Source organism: Streptomyces sp. NPDC023527, from assembly GCF_055560115.1.
In genome coordinates this window covers 26,386-40,840 of record NZ_JBVHJJ010000013.1, presented here as the reverse complement: position 1 = coordinate 40,840, position 14,455 = coordinate 26,386, and the positions used below count along the sequence as shown (strand labels likewise).

Below are 14,455 nucleotides of genomic sequence, written 5' to 3'. Positions count from 1 at the left end.
GCCGCTACGCGCCCTGGTCGGATCCGGTCGTCAGCGTGCCGACGCCCCCCTGTGCGGTGTCCGGGGGCGGCGGCCGGTGGTCCGAGAGGATTCCGGCCAGGACGCGCCAGATCTCCGCGGCCAGGTCGATGTTGGAACCGAGATGGGTCCGGTCGCCGAGCTCATGGAGATTGCGGGCCGCCTCGTCGACGCGGCCCTCCTCGGCGAGGAGCCGGTTGTAGAGGACATCGAGCCTGACCTGGTCACGGAACGTCAGCCGCAGCTTGTCGCCGAGGAGGCTGTCGTGCAGGGCGCGAGCGTCCTGGAACCGGCCCTCGTGGAAGGCGAGGTGCGCCTTGAGCGTCGTCAGCTCCTGGCAGTGCAGGGTCGTGCCGATCAGGCCGAGGACGGGCTCGACCTCCTCCAGCCGCTCGCGGGCGGCCCGGGTGGCGGGCGGGGTGAGCTGGAGGTGGAGGGAGGCGGCGGCCAGCCGCAGCCGCATCCACAGCAGCAGGCCGTCATGGCTGCTCATCCGCTCCAGGGCCCGCTCCAGCAGCTCCCGGGCCGCCGCGTGGTCACCCTGCCGGAAGCGTACGGTCGAGGCCGACCACATGGCCTCGATCGGGAGCGGGCCGTGCAGGCCGTCCGTCAGCGCGCACAGCTCGTCCGCGTGGGCGCGGGCGTCCGACAGGCGGCCGGCCTCGGCCTCCACGGACACGAGTGCCAGGAGCGCGCCCGCCGTGTCGTGCACGGACGGCGCGCTGTCGCGCACGATGCGGTACGCGCACGCCGCGACCTCGGCGGCGCGGGTGATGTCGCCCATGGCGCGGAGGCACTGGGCGAGCTGGGTGTAGGCGCGGGCGCGCAGTTCGGGGAGGCCGAGCTCGTCGCCGAGCTCGACCAGCTCCTCCAGGTGGCCCAGCTCCTCCGCGCGTTCGCCGTGCTTGCGCTTGGTCCTGGCCAGCAGCCACAGGGCCTGCCAGCGCAGCGCCCGGTCCTGCTCCCGGCCGTGATCCAGGGTGCCGGCCAGCGCGAGGATGGCGTCGTCCGTCTCGGCGGACGTGGCGACGGTGAGCGCCTGGGCCAGGGAGCCGGCCTTGGGCTCCACGAAGTCGGAGGGCTGCACTCCGAGCCGTTCGGCGAGGAAGGCGACGGCCCGTTCGGTCGGCTGCCGGGCCCCCGACTCCAGCCGGGACAGATAGCCGGTGGACATACCGTCACCGACGAGCGCGGCCTGGGAGAGGCCGCGCTCGGTTCTCAGTCGCCTGAGCCGTCGTCCGAAGGACGGCTGTTCGAGCATGTGATCAATCCCCAGCGGTGGTCCGGACCGGCCGCGGCCCCGGCACACGGCGATCGTTGAGGTCGCAGGCTAGCCCACGGTGGACTACTTGACAAAAAGTTGCCTGGTGTGAGGCGGCGTTAGACCCCTGGTCGACGCGCGGTCGAAACGGTCGATCCGCCTGGTGTGCGCGGGGGTTGGAGCGTGCTCCAGCGGGGGACCGCCGGGTCGGCGGTGGGGGGCATTCAACTACGTTTGCCAAGTTCTTGGCAAGATCTTGCCTACGGCTGAACGAATCCGTTAGTTTGCTGGGCGGTTGGAGGCGAAGCCTGGCAATCCCGGGGTCGCCTCGCGATGCACCACATTCTCAGGGGGAAGCAGTGAAGAAGTTCCTGCGACAAGCTCGCGTGTCCGTCGCCGTCTCCGTGGCCGCCGGCGCGGCCGCCCTGGCCGCCGCCGCCCTCACCGGGCCCGTCGGACCGGGCATCGACTGGCCGGCTCCGGGTCCGGTCTCCGAGCGGGCCGCCGTCGCCATCGACTGGCCGGCCGCCGGCTCCGGACAGCACGCCAGCCACCCGCCGGTCACCGGCTGACCGACGACCGCGGCCTTTCGCCCCTCGCACCTGACCACTCGGCCGGGGCGGAAGAGGTCCCCGAACGAGACGGCTCCGCGGGCCGAGTCCATCCGACCGGCCCGCGGAGCCGTCCCGTACCGCCCGTGTCCCGTGCTGTCCTTCCGGGGCCGGACCATCGCGACAGTCGACCCCGGGCGCGGCCTTCCGTACCGGCGGGGTGCGGCGACGGGCGAGCTCCTTCGCCCGCCGGCACCCCGCCCCGCCGACGGCATCAGCGGCACTGACCCCGCCGCGCGCGCCCGTCGTCCTTCTGCCCCGACTTCGACTGACCTTCTTCGCCGGCCCCCAGCCGGGCCGGCATTCGCGAGGAGCATCGAACCCCGTGCCCATCAAAGTCCTGATCTGCGACCAGCTCCCCCTCATGCGCGACGGACTGCGCACCCTGCTCGGCTCCCTTCCCGACATCGACGTGGTGGCGACGACCGACAGCGCCATGCAGACAGTGGTGCTGACCCGCACCCACCGCCCCGATGTGGTGCTGATCGGCTTCGACGAGCTCGAACCCGGCCTGGACCTGATCCGCCGGCTCGGCGCGGAGGACCGGCTCCGGGACAACCCCCCGCACGCCGTGGTCTTCCACTCCGACTACACCGACGCCATGGTCGCCGACCTGCTCTGCGCCGGTGCGAAGGGCCTGGTCAACCGGGACGCCACCAGCGACGAAGTGGTCGCGGCGACCCGTACGGCCGCCCGCGGCCGCACCGTGCTCGGCCCCGAGATCGTCGACCGGCTCGTCGACTGGTTCCGCGAGCGCGGCACCGCGCCGCGCGCCGAGGAGCGGCCCGAGGTCGGCGGGCTGACCCGCCGTGAGCGCGAGGTGCTCCAGCTCATCGGCCGCGGCATGTCGATCGACGACGTGGCGGGGGAGCTGTACATCGGCATCAGCACCGTACGCACCCACCTGCACCGCATCCGCCACAAGCTCGACCTCAAGGACCGGGCGCAGCTCGTCGCCTTCGCCTACCAGACGGGTCTCATGCGAGAAGCGGCCTGACCCCCGCCCGTACCCAGCCCAGGGAGCACGACCATGCCCGCCCCGCCCGACGGCGACGACGAGGTCGTCACCTTCACCATCCCCTCCCGTTTCAACGGCCCGGCGGACTCGGCCAACGGCGGCTACGCCTGCGGGCTGTTCGCCGGGCTGGGCGCGGCGCGGCACGGGTCCGACGCCGCCGTCACCCTCCTCTCCCCGCCGCCGCTCGACACCCCCCTGGAGTTCCACCCCGGGGGGCGCCGTTCGCAGATCCGGCACGGTGACCACCTGATCGCCACGGTCACCTCCGCCTCCGGCGGCCTCACCGTCCTCGAACCGGTCTCCCGCGCGGCGGCGGCCGAGGCGTCCCGGGGGTTCGGAGGTGCGGCGGGCCACCCCTTCCGCACCTGCTTCGTCTGCGGCGTCGACCGGGAGAAAGGGGACGGGCTGCTCCTGGAGCCCGGACCGCTGCCCGGCCGGCCCGGGACCGTCGCCTGCGTATGGACCCCGGACCACTCCGTCACCGACGGCGACGGGATCGTCGAACTCCCCGTCCTCTGGGGCGCGCTGGACTGTCCCGGAGGGTGGACGGAGAACCCCGCCGAGGAGCCCATGGTGCTCAGCCGGATGACCGCGCGGATCGCCGAACGGCCGCTGACCGGGCACCCGTACGTCATCGTCGGACGGCGGGAGCGCCGCACCGGCCGCACCGCCGTCAACGCCACCGCCCTCCACACCGCGGACGGGCGGCTGATCGCGCACGCCTCGGCCGTGTGGGCCGCCGTCAACGACACGACTACCCCCGGTGCGTTGCGCGTCCACAGCTGAACCCTCCCGGAATCCATCACCGCGTGGACGCGGGACCGCCACCCCGGCGCATAGCTTTTCCGCGAAACGTGGACGCCGTGGAAAGCGGATACCCGCAGCAGAGAGGGAATCGCGATGACTGCAGCCGAGGAAGCTGATTCCACCCCCTGTTCCGTCGTCGTCAATGACGAGGAGCAGTACGCCATTTGGCCCGCCGGAAATCCGGTCCCCGCCGGCTGGCGCGCGACCGGATTCCGGGGCGGCAAGGCCGAATGCCTCGCCCATGTCGCCGAGGTCTGGCACGACATGCGTCCCCTGAGCCTGCGCCGGACGTCCGCCGACGCCGCCTGACCGGGCACTCGGCACCCGGTATCCGAATTCCCGCGGAGAAGGATTCCCCGATGACCACCACCGCCGAACCCGCTCGCAGCGGGAACGCGCATTCCGTCCATGAGCTCTTCGAACGCCGGGCGGCGCTGACCCCGGACGCCACCGCCGTCAGCGCGGGCTCCGAGCGGATCGGCTACGCCGAACTCAACGCCCGGGCCAACCGCCTCGCCCACCTCCTGCGCGAGCACGGCGTCGACCGGGGCGGCAACGTCGCCGTCTGCGCCGAGCGGTCGCCCGAGACGATCGTCGCGCTGCTCGCCGTGCTCAAGGCGGGCGCCGCCTACGTCGCGCTCGACCCCAAACAGCCGCACGAGCGCCACCGGACCATCCTCACCGACGCCGGCGCCACCGTCCTGCTGACCCAGGAGCGCCTCCTGCCCGGACTCGACGGACTGGCCGAGCACCACGTGCTCCTCGACCGCCCCGACCCCCGGCTCCAGGACCTGCCCGCCACCGACCCCGGGCTGCCCGGCGACCCCGAGAGCCCCGCGTACATCGCCTACACCTCCGGCTCCACCGGCACCCCCAAGGGCGTCGTGGTCCCGCACCGCGCCGTGCTCCGCCTGGTCACGGAGCCCAACTTCCTCACCGTCGGTCCCGAGGACGCCGTCCTGCAGTTCGCCCCGGTCGCCTTCGACGCCTCCACCCTGGAGATCTGGGCCCCGCTCCTCAACGGCGCTCGCCTCGCGGTCTTCCCGTCGTACGAGCCGACCCTCGACCAGCTCGCCGAGATCGTCGAGCGCGAGGGCGTCACCATCCTGTGGCTGACCGCCGGTCTGTTCCACCAGATGGTCGAAGGCCCCCTGCACCGGCTCTCCGGCGTCCGGCAGCTCCTGGCCGGCGGCGACGTGCTCTCCGTCGCCCATGTGAACAAGGCGCTGGCCATGCTCCCCGGCATCCGGATCATCAACGGCTACGGGCCCACCGAGAACACCACCTTCACCTGCTGCCACGTGATGACCGAGCAGCTCGACTCCGACACCGTGCCGATCGGCGTGCCCGTCACCGGCACCCGGATCCACATCCTCGACGAGCGGCGGCGGCCGGTCACCGGCGAGGAGCCCGGCGAGCTCTACGCGGGCGGCGACGGTGTCGCCCTCGGTTACCTCGGCCGCCCCGAGCAGACCGCCGAGCGCTTCCTCCCCGACCCGTTCGACCCCGAGGCCGGCGGCCTGCTCTACCGCACCGGCGACCTCGTACGCCGCCGCGCCGACGGCATCGTGGAGTTCCTCGGCCGCGTCGACAACCAGGTCAAGATCCGCGGCTTCCGCGTCGAACCGGGCGAGATCGAGGCCGCCCTGCTCGCCCGGCCCGAGATCGGCGACGCCGCCGTGGTCACCCAGGAACACGACCGCATGGGCCGCCGGCTCGTCGCCTTCTACGTCGCCGACCACGGCCTGTCCGTCCCCGAGCTGCGCCGCGGCCTGGCCGAGACGCTGCCGCCCTACATGGTCCCCGCCGCCTTCGTCCGGCTCATGGCCCTGCCGCTGACCGTCAACGGCAAGGTGGACCGCGCCGAGCTCCGCAAGGACATCAACCGCGACCGCCCCGACCTGGACAGCGACTACCGCGCCCCGGAGAGCGAGGTGGAGCGGGCCCTCGCGCTGATGTGGGGCGATCTCATGGAGATCGACGAGATCGGCGTCGACGACGACTTCTTCGAGCTGGGCGGCCACTCCCTGATGGCCACCCAGATCACGGCGGACATCGCCACGCTGTGGGACGTCGAGGTCCCGCCGCGCGCCTTCTACGAGAATCCCACCGTCGCCGAACTGGCCGAGGTCGTCGAGGGGCTGAAGCGGTGAGAATCAGCGTTCCCGCCGACGGGACCGACATCGACCTGGACACCGTCGACCTCTTCGACCCCCAGCTGTACGCCACCGGCGACCCGCATCCCGTATGGCACGCCATGCGGCACCGGGCGCCCGTGCACCGGCAGACTCTGCCCGACGGCCGGTCGTTCTGGTCGGTGACCAAATACCACGACGTCAACGACGTGCTCCGGGACCACACACGGTTCACCTCCACCAAGGGCACCCTGCTCAGCATCCTCGGCTCGCAGGACCCGGCCGGCGGCAAGATGATGGCCGCCAGCGACCCGCCCGTGCACACCGCGATGCGCGAGCCGCTGATGAAGGTCATGTCCCACCGGGCCCTGAAGGACCGGCAGCCGCAGATCCGCCGGATCGTGCACCGGCGCATGCTCGCGCACCTGCTGGACGGCGGCGTCTGGGACATCGCCACCACGGCCGCCGACTTCCCGATGGCGTTCACCGGCGCCCTCATGGGCCTGCCCGAACGCGACTGGCCGCGGCTGACCAAGCTCACCACCATGGCCGTCGCCCCCACCGACTCCGAGTTCCAGGAGGGCAGCGGCCACAGCACCCTGGTCGCCGCCCACCACGAGCTCTTCGACTACTTCTCCCGGTTCGTCCGACGGCACCGCGGCGGGGACGACGACCTCGTCGGCTTCCTCATCGGCATGGAGGCCGGCGGCCGGCGGCTGCGCCACGACGAGATCGTCTACAACTGCTACAGCCTCCTCCTCGGCGCCAATGTCACCACCCCGCACGCCATCGCCTCGACCGTCCTCGCCCTGATCGAGCACCCCGACGAGTACCGGCGCCTCCTCGCCGACCCCTCGCTGGTGCCCGGCGCGGTCGACGAGGGCCTGCGCTGGTCCTCTCCCGCCAACCACTTCATGCGCTACGCCGTCCACGACCTCGAACTGCGCGGCGTGCCCATCAAGCAGGGCGACGCGCTCGTCACCTGGCTGGGTTCGGCCAACCGCGACGAGGACGTCTTCCCCGACCCCTACCGCTTCGACATCACCCGCCGCCCCAACCGCCATGTGGCGTTCGGCTTCGGCCCGCACTACTGCATCGGCGCCCCCCTCGCCAAGATCGCCCTCAACCTGCTCTTCGAGGAGATCGTGCGCGTCGTGGAGGAGTTCGAGGTCGCGGGCCCGGTCGAGCACCTGACATCGAACTTCGTGGCCGGCATCAAGCACCTGCCGCTGACCGCGCGGCTGCGCGACGGAGCGGAGGAGCTGCTGAAGGACGCGGCCCGGGACGGACTCGTCGAGGCATGACCACGCAACCGAAAGACACCTTCCCCTCGGACCCGGTCGCGATCGCCCAGCGGCTCATCCGGTTCGAAACGGTCAATCCCCCCGGGGCCGAGGCCGCCTGCGTCCACTGGGTACGCGACCTGCTCGACGCCGCCGGCCTCGACACCCGGCTGCTCGCCAAGGACCCCGACCGGCCCAACCTGATCGCCCGGCTGCCCGGCCGGGGACTCGTACCGCCCCTGCTCCTCCACGCCCACGTGGACGTCGTCCCCGTGGCCGGACAGGAGTGGAGCAGGCCGCCCTTCGGCGGCGAACTCGTCGACGGCGAGCTCTGGGGCCGCGGCGCGGTCGACATGAAGGGCCACCTGGCCATGATGCTGGCCGCCCTCCTGCGGCTGAGCGCCGCCGGCACCCCGCCGGCCGGGGACGTCATCCTCGCCGTCGTCGCCGACGAGGAGGCGGGCAGCGCGACCGGCGCCCGGTTCCTCGTGGAGGAGCACCCCGAGCTGTTCGCGGGCGTGCGGTACGCCATCGGTGAGGACGGCGGCGCGGAACTGGGTCTGGGCCGACAGGTGCGGCTGCACCCCATCGTGGTCGCCGAGAAGCGCGCCGTATGGGTCCGCGCGACCCTGCACGGCATACCCGGCCACGCCTCCCGCGCCGCCGGCCCCACCGGAGCGGCGCACAAGCTCCAGCGCCTGCTCACCGCCATCGACGGCGGCGGCCTCGGCACCCTCATGACCCCCGCCGTCGACCGCATGCTCCACGACCTGTCGGCCGCCCTGCCCGACCCGTTCGGCGGCCGCGTCGCCGCCTTCCGGGCCGACCCCGACGACCCCGCCGCGCTCGACGGGCTCGACGAGACCGACGCCCGCTACCTGCGGTCCCTCGTCCAGCACACCGTCAACGCCACCGTCATCCAGGGCGGCACCGCCACCAACGTCCTGCCCGCCCGCATCGACGTCGAGCTCGACGGGCGGCTGCTGCCCGGCGACTTCGGGCGCGAGGACTTCCTCGCCCAGCTGCGCGAACGCGTCGGCTGCGACATGGACCTGGAGGTCCTGGTCGAGGGCGACAAGATGCCGGCACCGCGGCTCGACGGCTTCTACGAGCGGCTCGCCGGCATCCTCAAGGCGAAGGACCCCGAGGGCGTCCCGTTCCCCATGGTGACCACCGCGTCCACCGACGCCCGGCTCTTCCCCCGGCTCGGCATCCAGTGCTACGGGTGGTTCCCCCTGCTGCACGACCTCGACGCGTCCTACCGGGGCAGGCTGCACTGCCCGGACGAGCGGATCGCCGCCGGTGCCCTGGAGTTCGGGGCGGACTGCTTCCACGAATTGCTGATCGGCCATGACTGAGCGGACCCTGCGGCCGCCCACGGTGGCCGGCCCGACCGCCGTCGCCCTCACCACCGCCGAGGCCCTCGGCCGCGCGGCCCGCGTCGCCGCCCTCACCAGGGCGGCCTACCGCGACTCCGACCCGCTGCCCGGCCTGCCCGTCCCCGACGGGGCCGCGGAGACCGAGGCGGCGGTCCGCGCCGACGTGGTCCGGGGCGCCACCGTGTGGCTCGCCGAGGACCCCACGGGCGAGCCCGTCGGGACGCTGCGCGTCCTGGCGCGGCCGGACGGCGCCTGGGAGATCGGCCGGGTCTCCGTCGACCCGGCCGCCGGCGGCCGGGGAGTGGCCGGGGCCCTGCTGCGCGCCGTCGAGGCCACCGCCGCCGGGCTCGGCGTGCCGGTGCTCCGCCTGGACGCGGTGGTCGAACGCTGCCTGCCCTCCCTCTACGCCCGCCTCGGCTTCACGCCCGTACGCCACTGGCCCAGCGGCGACAAGCCGCTCACCGAGGTCACCATGGAGCGCCGCCCCGGCGCGCCCGTCCCCGCGCACACCCGGCCCTGGGTGGCGCCGGGACCGGACGACCTGTGCGTGCTGTGGCTGACGACGCCGGGCGCCCTCGTCGCCGTCGTCGGCGACGACGCGGCCGCCGTCCCCGGCGCCCGCCTCGCCGGCGTCGACGTGTGGCACGGCGCGACAGCCGCCGAACGGGCCGGGCTCACGGACCGGCTCGCCGCGCTCGGCCGCCGCGTCGGCGACACGGTCGTCGCCTTCCCGTCCGCACGCTTCGCGACGCGCGCCCACCTCATGCCCCGCACCGTGGAGCCGCGCCTGCACGCCCGGTGCCGCTTCCGGCCCGGCGCGGAGCTCCCCCTGCGGGCACTTTCCGCCGTCCCTACTGCCGCAGTCAGGTGCACTTGATGGATCGACTCCCTGCCCGGGCCGACCGCCGACAGGCGGAGGCCGTCCCGGTGGACCTCGCGGGACACGCCGACAACACCGGGATCACCCGCGCCGACGCCCTGTCCGAGGGCGCCTTCAACATCTGGGGCAACACCTTCCCCGCCGACGAACTGCCCGCCGGCGGCCCGGTCGTCGTGGACGGCGTGCCCTTCGTGTTCCCGGCCGTCGCCGCCGGGCGGCCCGACAACGTACGCTGCGCCGGCCAGCTCATCGAGCTGCCCACCGGGCGCTACGACTGGATCCAGCTGCTCGCCGCCGCCGAGCGCCGCACCGAGGACCAGGTGCTGCTGCACTACGCCGACGGCTCGGTCGACCCCGAGTGGCTGCGGGTCCCCGACTTCTGGCCGGAGACCGGCTCCCGGGTCGGCGGCACCCCCGCCTTCACCTGCACGCGTCTGCACTACCCGCGCCACGTCGAGCACAAGATGGGCCCGGTCATCTGGCGCCACCGGGTGCCGGTGCCCCGCGAGAGCGACCTGCGCGCCCTGCGGCTGCCCGACAACCCCGCCGTCCACCTGTTCGCCATGACCCTGCTGCCCGCCACCCCCCTGGAGGTGGCGGCATGAGCGTCCTGCTGGACGGGGTCCGACCCTGGCGCCACGACCTCGGCGGCTGCCTGCACGGCTGCCTCGCCACCCTCCTGGAGCACCGCGGTATCCCCGCGCTCCCCGTGCTCGGCGCGGCGTGGACCTTCCGCCACTTCCCCGGCGGCGTCCGCCGCGAGGAGTACTACTACCCGTGCGCGAGCGGCGAATCGCTGCTGGCCGCGCTCGCCCCCCACCACCCCGTACGCTCCCGCTGGCACGAGCCCGCCGACGCGGCGGACGGCTGGCGGCAGGTCAGGGACGCGGTCGCCGCGGGCACCCCCGTCGCCGTCGCCGTCGACAACTACCACCTGCCGTTCCGCCCCGCCTACCGGGACGTGCACTCCAACCACATGGTGATCGTCCACGGCTACGACGAGGAGCGCGGCACCGTCCGCGTCCTGGACGCCGTGCCGCCCGTCTTCCACGGCGACATCACCATCGCCGAGCTCACCGCCTCCCGCGACTCGGGCAACGAGCTGGTCCACGAGCGCGACATGTTCTTCACCGGCGTCCACATCGACAACCGCTGGCTGTCCCTCGAACTCGACGCCGCCCCCGAGGACTTCCCCGCCCTGGACCTGGGAGAGGTCGCCCGGATCCTCGACCTCAACCTCGCGCACTTCGCCGCACCGGCCGACGGCGACGCCTACATCGGCCTCGCCGGCCAGCAGGCGTTCCTGGAGGACGCCGTCAAGCGCCTGAACGCCGGCGAGGACATCCGCGACGAACTGTTCGTCGTCGCCGGTGCCACCCTCGCCTGCACCGCGGTCCACGCCGACTGGCTGGCCCTCGCCGGGCGCACCCTGGACCTCCCCGGCCTCGTGGAGCAGGCCCGCTCGGTGGAACGGGTCGCCCACCACTGGTCGGCCGTCCGCATCATGGCGGCGCTCACCCGGGACGGCGGGCTCACCCCCCGACGCCTGGCCCGCCGCGTCCACGCACTCCTGAAGGACCACGAGAGCGTCCTGACCGCTCTCGACAACGAGAGGGCAGAACTGTGACAGCACAGCGTCCGACCGACTCCGCGAGCAGACTCGCGATGCTCGGCGGTGGCCGGGCCGTGCCCAAGGACCTGCGCATCGCCGCCTGGCCGCGGGTGACCGAGCAGGACGAGGAGGCCGTACGGCTGGCCCTGGCCTCCGGCCGGTACACCACCGCCTCCTCCGGCGAACGGGAGATCCCCGGCCTGGAGGAGGAGTGGGCGCGCCACACCGGCACCCGCCACGCCATCGCCGTCAGCAACGGCACCGCCGCCATCACCGTCGCCCTCGGCGCCCTGGGCATCGAGCCCGGCGACGAGGTGATCGTGCCCGCGCTGAGCTTCATCGCCACCGCCTCCGCGCCCCTGCACCTGCTCGCGGTACCGGTCTTCGTCGACATCGACCCCCGCACGTACAACATGACCCCGGCGGCCGTCGAAGCGGCGATCACCCCGCGCACCAAGGCCATCGTCGTCGTCCACCTGCACGGCCTGCCCGCCGAGATGGACGAGATCACCGCGCTCGCCGCCCGCCACGGCATCGCCGTCGTCGAGGACGCCGCCCAGGCGCACGGCGCCGAGTACCGGGGCCGCCGCGTCGGCTCCATCGGCGCCATCAACACCTTCAGCCTCAACGTCAGCAAGAACCTCGCCACCTGCGGCGAAGGCGGCCTGATCACCACCGACGACGAGCGGCTGGCCACCCGCGCCACCATGCTGCGCCAGTTCGGCGAGCTCATCCCCGAGCGCGGCGAACGCTCCTACGTCGCCCACCTCCTCGGCTGGAACAACAAGCCCAGCGCCCTCCAGGCCGCGTTCACCCGCAGCCAGCTGACGCGCCTGCCCGAGGAGTCCAAGCGGCGCGACGAGAACGTCCGGGCCCTGCTCGACCGGGTCGCCGCCCTGCCCGGCTTCCTGCCGCCCGTCGTCCCCGACGACCGCACGCACGCCTGGCACATCCTGCGCTTCCGCGTCGCCCCGGCCGCCTTCGGCCTCCCCGACGACCTCGCGGGCCCGCTGCGCGCCACCGTGCAGCGCGCCCTGCGCGCCGAAGGCGTCCCCGCCGCGCCCTACCAGCTCATGCCCCTGCCCGCACAGCGCGTCTTCCGCGAGCGCATCGGCCTCGGCGCGTACCCCTGGGCGCTGCCCGGCGTCCCCGACCGGCCCTACCGCGAGGAGGACTTCCCGGTCACCCTCCGCGTCATCGACGACTCCTTCGCCATCCAGAAGGCCCACCTGCACCCGGAGGCCGGCCCGCTGCTCCAGCGGTACGCCGACGGTTTCGAGAAGGTCTGGGAGCACCGCGACACGCTCGCCGGGATCGCCCGGTCCCTGCCCTACACCCACCCCTGGGACCAGGCCGCGAAGACCGCGGAGGCCGAGTGGGACGCCGCGTTCGGAGCGGCCGGGGGAGAGCGGGCATGAGTACCGGGGACCAGCTCCGGCAGGAGCTCACCGACATCTGGCTGGACGTCTTCGCCGTCCCCGCCGAGGAGTTCGACAGCGAGGAGAGCCTCTTCGAGGCCGGCGGGACGTCCCTCCAGGCCGTCCAGCTGATGACCCGCATCGAGGAGTCCTTCGGCGTCCAGATCCCGCTGCCCGTCGTCTTCGCCGAGGGCAGTGTCGACCGGCTCGTCGAACTGATCGAGGAGGGGCTGCTCGCCTCCCTCGGCGAGCTGTCCGAGGAGGAGGCGCTGCGCATGCTCCAGGAGGAGAACGAGCGGGCCGCGCGCGATGCCTGAGCTGCTGGCGGTCGTCTACGACAACGGGGCGGTCAGCCCCGTGGAGATCGCGCACGCCGCGACCGGCCTGTGCGACATCGTGCTGGTCGTGGACCCGGCCTCGCCGGCGGTGATCACCTCGCTGCCCGTACTGGAGCGGACCGGCACCCTGGTGCACCACACCCCCGGCACGCCCCCGGACGCCACCGCCCGGCGGCTCCGGGAACTCGGCACGACCGGCATCACCACCTTCACCGACGCCCGGCTCGACCTCACCGCCGCCCTGGCACAAGCCCTCGGCCTGCGCTTCCACACACCCGAGGTCGCCGCCCGGCTGGGCGACAAACTGCGCCAGCGGCAGCGGCTGGCCGAGGCCGGGGCACCGGTGGTGCGGTTCGCCGAACTGTCCGACACCGAAGGGACCGAGGAGGCGCTGGCGGCCGTCGGGCTGCCCGCCGTCCTCAAGCCCCGGCAGGGCGCGGGCAGCCGCAGCACCTTCCCGGTGGACTCCGCACCGGAGTTCCGCCGGGTCGCCGGGGACCTGCTGGAGGCCGGCGACGGGCCGCTCATCGCCGAGGAACGCCTCCTCGGCGACCCCGCTGTCGCCGGCCCCCGGTGGGGCGACTACATCTCCGTGGAATCCGCGGTCGACGGCGACCGCATCACCCACATCGGCATCACCGGCAAGCTCCCGCTGGTCGAACCCTTCCGCGAGAGCGGGGTGTTCTTCCCCAGCACCCTCGACGAACCGACCGCCGAAGAGGTCCTCGCCCGCACCGACGAGGCCCTACGAGCGCTCGGCGTCGCCTCCGGCATCGCCCACACCGAGTTCAAGCTCACCCCGGATGGCCCACGGCTCATCGAGGTCAACGGCCGCCTCGGCGGCTTCGTCAACGACCTCGTCGCCCGCGCCACGGGCGTCAGCATGCTCCGCATCGCCCTGGAGAACGCCCTGGGCACGGGCACGCCCGTACCCGAGCGCGCCGACGCGCCCGCCGCCCGCGTCACCTTCCAGCGGTTCGCCCCGCCACCCGTCGGAGCGACCACCGTGACCGGCACGACCGGCCGCAAGGAAGCCCGCCGCCTCGACGGCATCGCCCGCGTCGAGATCGTCCGCCGCCCCGGCGACCGGGTGGACTGGCGCCAGGGCACCCAGGCGTTCTCCGCCATCGTCTACGGCGAGGCACCGGACCACAAAGCCCTGGCGGAGACGCTCGCCGCCCTCGACGACACCTTGCGGATCACGTACGACGCCTGACTCCCACGATTCACCGGTGGCGGCGCCGCGCGCCCGGGCCCGGACCGTACGGCGCACCCGGCGAGGCCGGGAAATCACAGCGGGTCGCGAACGACCCCGGACAGTGAGGGAGGCGAGTACCGCGCTGGTGACGGACACTGAAGAGGAGCGGCAGCCACCGGTTCGGCGCACGAGGGGAGCACACGATGCCGCACACCACGGATTGGCAGGTCCGCCTTCACCTCTCCGAGGAGGAGGGGACCACGAAAGCACACGCCACCCTGGAAGCCGGGAAGACGACCGTCACCGGCCGGGGCGTCGCCAAGTGCGCCCCTGACGACAAGGACATCCCGGCGATCGGGGACGAGCTCGCCGCCGGCAGGGCGCTGCGTGACCTGGGCGAGCAGCTCGTACACACCGCGGAACACGATGTCGAGGCGGTGGGCGCCGCCCCGGAGCCCAGGACGTCGACGATGTACGGATGGCCGCTCTAGCCCGCG

At 73.4% G+C, this 14,455-nt stretch carries 15 protein-coding genes; 14 read left to right on the top strand and 1 reads right to left on the bottom strand.

Annotated features, from left to right (window positions below):
• Positions 1–4: 4 nt before the first annotated feature.
• Positions 5–1,279, bottom strand: a complete 1,275-nt coding sequence (locus ACZ303_RS24515) for a helix-turn-helix domain-containing protein (RefSeq protein ID WP_467342390.1) — start codon at positions 1,277–1,279, stop codon at positions 5–7.
• Positions 1,280–1,638: 359 nt separating this feature from the next.
• On the opposite strand from ACZ303_RS24515, the gene ACZ303_RS24510 reads away from it, so the two are divergent.
• The 14 genes from ACZ303_RS24510 (at position 1,639) to ACZ303_RS24445 (ending at position 14,449) form a co-directional block, all read left to right on the top strand.
• Positions 1,639–1,851 (top strand): hypothetical protein, encoded by a 213-nt coding sequence (locus tag ACZ303_RS24510; protein WP_467342388.1) that lies wholly within the window; start codon positions 1,639–1,641, stop codon positions 1,849–1,851.
• 364 nt (positions 1,852–2,215) lie between these two features.
• Complete coding sequence (locus ACZ303_RS24505) at positions 2,216–2,887, top strand: LuxR C-terminal-related transcriptional regulator (protein ID WP_467342387.1); 672 nt, start codon at positions 2,216–2,218, stop codon at positions 2,885–2,887.
• A 33-nt stretch (positions 2,888–2,920) separates the two neighbouring features.
• Positions 2,921–3,694 carry a hypothetical protein gene (locus ACZ303_RS24500; RefSeq protein ID WP_467342385.1) on the top strand — a complete coding sequence of 258 codons (774 nt, stop codon included), beginning with the start codon at positions 2,921–2,923 and terminating at the stop codon, positions 3,692–3,694.
• Positions 3,695–3,808: 114 nt separating this feature from the next.
• Entirely contained in the window at positions 3,809–4,024 is a 216-nt protein-coding gene (locus ACZ303_RS24495) for an MbtH family protein (protein ID WP_467342383.1), read from the top strand.
• Positions 4,025–4,074: 50 nt separating this feature from the next.
• A complete protein-coding gene (locus ACZ303_RS24490; protein WP_467342382.1) occupies positions 4,075–5,868 on the top strand; it encodes an amino acid adenylation domain-containing protein in 1,794 nt (597 codons plus the stop codon).
• Positions 5,865–7,154, top strand: a complete 1,290-nt coding sequence (locus ACZ303_RS24485; RefSeq protein WP_467342380.1) for a cytochrome P450 — start codon at positions 5,865–5,867, stop codon at positions 7,152–7,154. The genes ACZ303_RS24490 and ACZ303_RS24485 overlap by 4 nt, the downstream gene beginning before the upstream one ends.
• Positions 7,151–8,491: a M20/M25/M40 family metallo-hydrolase gene (locus ACZ303_RS24480; RefSeq protein WP_467342379.1), complete on the top strand. Its 1,341-nt coding sequence runs from the start codon at positions 7,151–7,153 to the stop codon at positions 8,489–8,491. The genes ACZ303_RS24485 and ACZ303_RS24480 overlap by 4 nt, the downstream gene beginning before the upstream one ends.
• Positions 8,484–9,389 (top strand): GNAT family N-acetyltransferase, encoded by a 906-nt coding sequence (locus ACZ303_RS24475; protein ID WP_467342377.1) that lies wholly within the window; start codon positions 8,484–8,486, stop codon positions 9,387–9,389. The genes ACZ303_RS24480 and ACZ303_RS24475 overlap by 8 nt, the downstream gene beginning before the upstream one ends.
• Positions 9,389–9,997, top strand: a complete 609-nt coding sequence (locus tag ACZ303_RS24470; RefSeq protein WP_467342376.1) for a hypothetical protein — start codon at positions 9,389–9,391, stop codon at positions 9,995–9,997. Before ACZ303_RS24475 ends, ACZ303_RS24470 begins: the two co-directional genes overlap by 1 nt.
• On the top strand, positions 9,994–11,019 hold the full coding sequence (locus tag ACZ303_RS24465) for a BtrH N-terminal domain-containing protein (RefSeq protein WP_467342374.1): 1,026 nt from the start codon (positions 9,994–9,996) through the stop codon (positions 11,017–11,019). Before ACZ303_RS24470 ends, ACZ303_RS24465 begins: the two co-directional genes overlap by 4 nt.
• Entirely contained in the window at positions 11,016–12,422 is a 1,407-nt protein-coding gene (locus ACZ303_RS24460; RefSeq protein ID WP_467342372.1) for a DegT/DnrJ/EryC1/StrS family aminotransferase, read from the top strand. The genes ACZ303_RS24465 and ACZ303_RS24460 overlap by 4 nt, the downstream gene beginning before the upstream one ends.
• Complete coding sequence (locus ACZ303_RS24455) at positions 12,419–12,739, top strand: acyl carrier protein (protein ID WP_467342370.1); 321 nt, start codon at positions 12,419–12,421, stop codon at positions 12,737–12,739. Before ACZ303_RS24460 ends, ACZ303_RS24455 begins: the two co-directional genes overlap by 4 nt.
• On the top strand, positions 12,732–13,976 hold the full coding sequence (locus tag ACZ303_RS24450) for an ATP-grasp domain-containing protein (RefSeq protein ID WP_467342368.1): 1,245 nt from the start codon (positions 12,732–12,734) through the stop codon (positions 13,974–13,976). The genes ACZ303_RS24455 and ACZ303_RS24450 overlap by 8 nt, the downstream gene beginning before the upstream one ends.
• A 185-nt stretch (positions 13,977–14,161) precedes the next feature.
• A complete protein-coding gene (locus ACZ303_RS24445) occupies positions 14,162–14,449 on the top strand; it encodes a DUF1876 domain-containing protein (protein WP_467342366.1) in 288 nt (95 codons plus the stop codon).
• Positions 14,450–14,455 lie beyond the last annotated feature (6 nt).

What these genes read in the sequence shown, in the direction of transcription:
- ACZ303_RS24475 (WP_467342377.1), top strand. Translation starts at nt 8,484, where the DNA reads ATGACTGAGCGGACCCTGCGGCCGCCCACGGTGGCCGGCCCGACCGCC.
- ACZ303_RS24445 (WP_467342366.1), top strand. Translation starts at nt 14,162, where the DNA reads ATGCCGCACACCACGGATTGGCAGGTCCGCCTTCACCTCTCCGAGGAG.
- ACZ303_RS24470 (WP_467342376.1), top strand. Translation starts at nt 9,389, where the DNA reads ATGGATCGACTCCCTGCCCGGGCCGACCGCCGACAGGCGGAGGCCGTC.
- ACZ303_RS24455 (WP_467342370.1), top strand. Translation starts at nt 12,419, where the DNA reads ATGAGTACCGGGGACCAGCTCCGGCAGGAGCTCACCGACATCTGGCTG.
- ACZ303_RS24515 (WP_467342390.1), bottom strand. Translation starts at nt 1,279, where the DNA reads ATGCTCGAACAGCCGTCCTTCGGACGACGGCTCAGGCGACTGAGAACC.
- ACZ303_RS24480 (WP_467342379.1), top strand. Translation starts at nt 7,151, where the DNA reads ATGACCACGCAACCGAAAGACACCTTCCCCTCGGACCCGGTCGCGATC.
- ACZ303_RS24495 (WP_467342383.1), top strand. Translation starts at nt 3,809, where the DNA reads ATGACTGCAGCCGAGGAAGCTGATTCCACCCCCTGTTCCGTCGTCGTC.
- ACZ303_RS24450 (WP_467342368.1), top strand. Translation starts at nt 12,732, where the DNA reads ATGCCTGAGCTGCTGGCGGTCGTCTACGACAACGGGGCGGTCAGCCCC.
- ACZ303_RS24500 (WP_467342385.1), top strand. Translation starts at nt 2,921, where the DNA reads ATGCCCGCCCCGCCCGACGGCGACGACGAGGTCGTCACCTTCACCATC.
- ACZ303_RS24465 (WP_467342374.1), top strand. Translation starts at nt 9,994, where the DNA reads ATGAGCGTCCTGCTGGACGGGGTCCGACCCTGGCGCCACGACCTCGGC.
- ACZ303_RS24490 (WP_467342382.1), top strand. Translation starts at nt 4,075, where the DNA reads ATGACCACCACCGCCGAACCCGCTCGCAGCGGGAACGCGCATTCCGTC.